Here is a 4,865-nt window from a genome sequence, read left to right as displayed (position 1 = left end):
AGCAGGAGCTGAACCAGCGCAACGCCAACATCGTGGCGCTCCGCGAAATCGAGCGGCTCCAGAATCTCGTCGAAGGTCGCAGGGGCGGGGTTGCGGCGGCGACTGCCGCCAAGGACGCCGCCGAGGCGCAGATCTCCACCCTCATCCCGGCTCAAAAAGCGAGCGCCGAAGCCGCTTTGGCCCAGGCCGAGGTGGAGTTGACGAAGACCGTCGTCAGGGCAGGGGTCAACGGGCGTGTCGAGCAGTTCACGCTGAGGGCGGGCGACATCGTCAATCCGTTCATGCGTCCCGCGGGAATCCTGATCCCGGAGGGGGCAGGGCAGAAGACCGTTTCGGCGGGCTTCGGTCAGATCGAGGCCCAGGTGATGAGGGTCGGCATGGTGGCCGAGATCACCTGCATTTCGAAACCCTGGACGGTCATCCCGATGGTGGTGACTGCGGTGCAGGACTACATCGCCGCCGGCCAGTTTCGCGGCGGTGAGCAGCTGCTCGACGCGCAACAAGTGACGCGACCGGGAACCATCCTTGTCTTTCTCGAGCCCCYCTATGAGGGTGGGCTCGAAGGCGTAACGCCAGGCTCCAGTTGCATCGCCAACGCCTATACCAGCAATCATGAGCTGATCGCCTCAGGCAACATCAGCACCGGCAAAAGCTTCGTTCTTCACGCGGTGGACGCGGTCGGCCTCGTGCATGCGATGATCCTGCGACTTCAGGCCCTGCTGCTTCCCATCCAGACCCTCGTATTCGGCGGGCACTGATGTGAGGAACGGGCGGACGATGAGCATCAGGGCCGCACCGCTGCTTCAAGGTCTGTCGTCATGAGCCTTTTGTTCAAGGAAATCCGCCACAACCCCGTGCTCTGGCTCCTGGCCTTCGTGCCCTTGGTGTTGGTCGCTCAGTCGCTGAGGTCCGAAGCGCACACGTTGCACTTCATTCTGTCCATCCTCGCTATCGTGCCACTGGCCCTTCTCCTGAGCCACGCCACCGAATCCGTAGCGGCCAAGACGGGTGACTCGGTCGGTGGCTTGCTCAACGCCACGCTGGGAAACTTGACGGAACTCATCATCGCCCTGACTGCGTTGCGTGCCGGCCAATATGCGCTTGTGAAGGCATCGATCGCAGGGGCGATCGTCACCAACTCCTTGTTCATGGTGGGCGCAGCGTTGCTACTCGGCGGCCTCAAGTATCACGTTCAGGACTACAACCGAGGCAGCGCGCGTCTACAAGGAGGCCTTCTCTTCCTGGCCACGGTCGCGCTGCTGATTCCTTCAGCGGTCTCCGAAGCTGGGTCCGCTTTCACCGAGACGTTGAGCGTGGGCCTGTCCATCTTGCTCATCACCGCTTACGGATTGGGCCTGCTGTTCACCCTCAAGACCCATCGCGAATTGTTCGCCAGCGCAAGCCACGAGGAAGCGGGCGAAGCACACTGGCCAATGGGCCTGGCGCTGACCACTCTGGCCGTCGTCACCATTCTCGTCGCGCTGGTCAGCGAGGTGTTCGTCGAGTCGGTTCAGCACGCGGCGACGCAATTCGGTATGACCCYCGCCTTCGTGGGGTTCGTCGTCGTGGCGCTCGTGGGCGGAGCGGCTGAGATGGCCGCGGTGGTTTCCGGCGCGCGCAAGAACCGGCTAGACCTGAGCCTGGGCATTGCATTGGGGAGCGCAACCCAAATCGCGCTCTTCGTCGCGCCTGTACTGGTGCTGGTCAGCTATGTCGTCGGTCCGGCGCCGATGAACCTGCAATTCTGGCCGGGTGCGGTGGTCATGATGCTCATTGCCACCATGACCGTGTCGTTGGTGACCAACAGCGGGCGTTCGGCGTGGTTCGTCGGAGTGCTCGTACTGCTGGTCTACCTCGTACTCGCGATGACGCTCTACTTGTTGCCTCCGCGGGTCCAATGAAAGATCTCAACGCATGTTGCGCCAGATTCTCGTGGGTACGGCCATCAGTGTCGGCAACATTGCGATCCATGCATTTTTAATGGCGACGGTGATTTGGGCGGCACGCGCCGCGCTTTCGATCACATCGTTCCGTCCGTCGTTTCGATTGATTGCCGTCATGATCGCGGTGGTGTCGTTCCTGATGGCCGCCCATCTTGCCGAGGTCCTCGTTTGGGCATTGGCTTATGCGGTCGTGGAGGCCGCACCTGCGGGCAGCGATCTCGTCTATTTCGCCTTCGTCAACTACACGACCCTCGGCTATGGCGACGTGACGCCGGTGGAGCGGTGGCATCTCCTCGGGCCGATGACGGCGACGAACGGCGTGCTGCTGTTCGGTTGGTCGACGGCAGTGATCTTTGAGATGCTGCGGAGGACGCTCACCACCATCCGCGACGAAGGAAGGCCCGGAGAGTGACAAGCGCAGGCGCGCAACGTCATTGGCTGCGCTGGTGACCGATCCCAGGGGGAAGAGCCGCTTTCGCTCGTAGCGGAGAGTATGTTGATTTTAGTTCCATAATATATCTTATGCGAATTACTGATGGACTCCCCCTGCGGTGGGACGGACGTTTCTCCCCTGATGGATTGAGGTCTGCCGCTTGCTGCTACTGGCCCACAGGTTCGACCGGGCAGCGAATTCTGGCTGGTTCCGCACGAAGCCGAGCCTGAGCTTCGACCCAAGTCGCAGGCCGTCACGAAACATTGATACAGGTACTGAGATCGGGCTATGAAAGTTGCGCCGTGGCATCGGCTTGATGTCCAGACGCTATGCACCGCAATTTTCAACCGCATCGACGAGATGATGGGCCACACATTTCCGAAACTCGCGCTGGCCGGCGTCCTTGGAATATTCGGCTGCGCCGTCGCGGCTACGTTGGTCGATATCGTCGCCTTCTCACGACATTCCGACCTGCGCTCGGCCGACGCGGCAATCGTGCTCGGAGCCGCGGTCTTCGACCGGGTGCCGTCGCCCGTCTTCGAAGAGCGCATACGGCACGCCGTCGCGCTCTATCGCGCTGGCCGGGTAAGGCTGCTCGTCATGACCGGAGGGATCGGTGACGGCGATGGCCTCTCGGAGGCCGAAGCGGCGCGGGACTGGAGCATCGCGCACGGTGTCCCGCCGTCAGCGATCCTCGTCGAGACTCAATCCCGCACGACCAGGGAAAACCTCGCTTTCGTCTCGCCGCTCCTTCGGGAAAACGACGTCGAACGTGTGCTCCTCGTGAGCGATCCCCTGCATATGCGCAGAGCCATCGCCCTGGCGCATCGGCTTGACGTCAACGCAGCACCTTCGCCGACGCCCAGCACACGATACATCGGATGGCGATCGTGGACCGGGTTTCTCTTGAGCGAAGCCTATTATTTGACACGGTGCCGGCTCAGCCGAGATTGCTGAGGCATCAGCCCGGGCAGCTTGTCCTCCGCCGCCGATTGAGTTCGACCGACCTTTGTGTATCCTGATCACGTTGGGGAAATATATCCTATCTGAGGGGCATATGGCTGAAGCAGCTGAACTATCGGAAGATACGGCCGCAGTTATCGGCCGTATGGAATCCCTCGGATCGACGCTCGAGCAAAGCTTCTTCCTTCGTCTTTCGAATCTCCGAAACATCGGGGCGGATTTTTCGTCCTTCGCAGGCGCCCTTCAGGCTCAAGGCATTGGACTTCCACGTCTCGCGCTCCTTTTGGTCGGCACGGCCATACTCACGTTCATCGCCTTCAAGTTGGCGCAACGCCTCTTCTCGCGCTGGGGCGCCGGCGATCAGCCAGTGTTGCGCAGCCTTGCTACACTCGGGAGTGCTGTTCTCGCCGTCCTCGTCATGTTTGCCGCGATGCGGCTTCTTGTAACGAACGAGCTTCTTCGGAGCGTTCTTCGGGTTTGGATCGTCGCCGCCATTCTGTCGACGCTGGCGCACCTGATTTTGGAATCGCTGCTTGTCCTGGACCCTACGGGACGTCATCGTCACCTGGGCACTCGCTCGCGCCGGTTCTGGCGTATCGTGAGCTTCGCTGTCTGCTGGGGATTGTTCGGCATCGCGATCGCGACGACGCTGCGGGCCTGGAACGCCGGACCTGGGCTGCGGGATTTCGTCGGCACGATCCTCCTCCTCCTGCCCGTCGCCATCATGCTCTGCTATGCCTATTGGCGTTATCATCTGACGATCACGGCCATCGTCGCTGGACCCCGGCCGCGAAGCCCGTGGAAGCGACGGTTCGCGGTGGCGTGGCCTTGGCTGGCGATGACGGTCGTCGTCATCACGGTGATCGCGGCACAGGCAGGCGGCATGCTGGGGCGCCCTCTCCCGCCCTTTCCCACCTTCATGAGCCTGCTGCTGGTTCTGTTGGCGCCGCATCTCGATACGGTGGTCGCGCGCTGGGCCGAGCATGGGATCGAGAATACATCGGTGTCCATTGCCTCGGCAGCTTTGCGCAGAACGCTGCGTTTCGTGATCATCGTGGGGATATTGACCCTTCTCGGCTATATGTGGATCGGCCCGATACTGATCGCGATGGGCCTCGATTCAGGAACGGTCACGACACGGGCGATTGAAGTCGCGCTTGTCGCTCTTGCATCAGCATTTCTCTGGAATTCCGTTGGTTCTCTGGCCAGCCGGTTGGCGCAGACGGAGGGCCATAACGGATCCGCGCATGAGAACGGCGGGCCGCGCTCGCGTCTTGGAACGTTGCTCCCGCTCGTCTCCGCGACCGCGAAAATTGCGATCTTCGCCTTCGGTCTGCTGACGATGCTCGTGGTGCTCGGCGTCAACGTCTGGCCGATCATCACCGGCCTCAGCGTCTTCGGCCTCGCCATCGGATTTGGCTCGCAGACCCTCGTCAAGGACATCGTGTCCGGGCTGTTCTTCCTGATCGACGACGCCTTCCGGCTGGGCGAATACATCGAAACCTCGGGGTCGAAAGGCGCCGTCG

At 61.8% G+C, this 4,865-nt stretch carries 4 protein-coding genes and 1 pseudogene; all 5 read left to right on the top strand.

Translation table 11 applies throughout. The features are described 5' to 3' along the window. A pseudogene (locus tag AC1DT3_RS12135) lies at positions 1-758 on the top strand (HlyD family secretion protein); the annotation flags it as partial. Between the two features lie 60 nt (positions 759-818). Continuing rightward, entirely contained in the window at positions 819-1,901 is a 1,083-nt protein-coding gene (gene cax, locus AC1DT3_RS12130; RefSeq protein WP_477465506.1) for a calcium/proton exchanger, read from the top strand. A gap of 13 nt (positions 1,902-1,914) precedes the next feature. Then, complete coding sequence (locus tag AC1DT3_RS12125; RefSeq protein ID WP_477465505.1) at positions 1,915-2,355, top strand: potassium channel family protein; 441 nt, start codon at positions 1,915-1,917, stop codon at positions 2,353-2,355. Positions 2,356-2,664: 309 nt separating this feature from the next. Further along, positions 2,665-3,333, top strand: a complete 669-nt coding sequence (locus AC1DT3_RS12120) for a YdcF family protein (RefSeq protein WP_477465504.1) — start codon at positions 2,665-2,667, stop codon at positions 3,331-3,333. Positions 3,334-3,433: 100 nt separating this feature from the next. Beyond that, positions 3,434-4,865 (top strand): mechanosensitive ion channel family protein (locus tag AC1DT3_RS12115; protein WP_477465503.1); only part of this gene is annotated, 1,432 nt, incomplete at its 3' end.

This window comes from Microvirga sp. P4_G7, assembly GCF_056401005.1.
This window is presented reverse-complemented; position numbering and strand designations above follow the sequence as displayed.

Bases quoted from the DNA above. Each gene is read 5' to 3' on its own strand.
- AC1DT3_RS12125 (WP_477465505.1), top strand. From the start codon at position 1,915: ATGTTGCGCCAGATTCTCGTGGGTACGGCCATCAGTGTCGGCAACATT.
- AC1DT3_RS12120 (WP_477465504.1), top strand. From the start codon at position 2,665: ATGAAAGTTGCGCCGTGGCATCGGCTTGATGTCCAGACGCTATGCACC.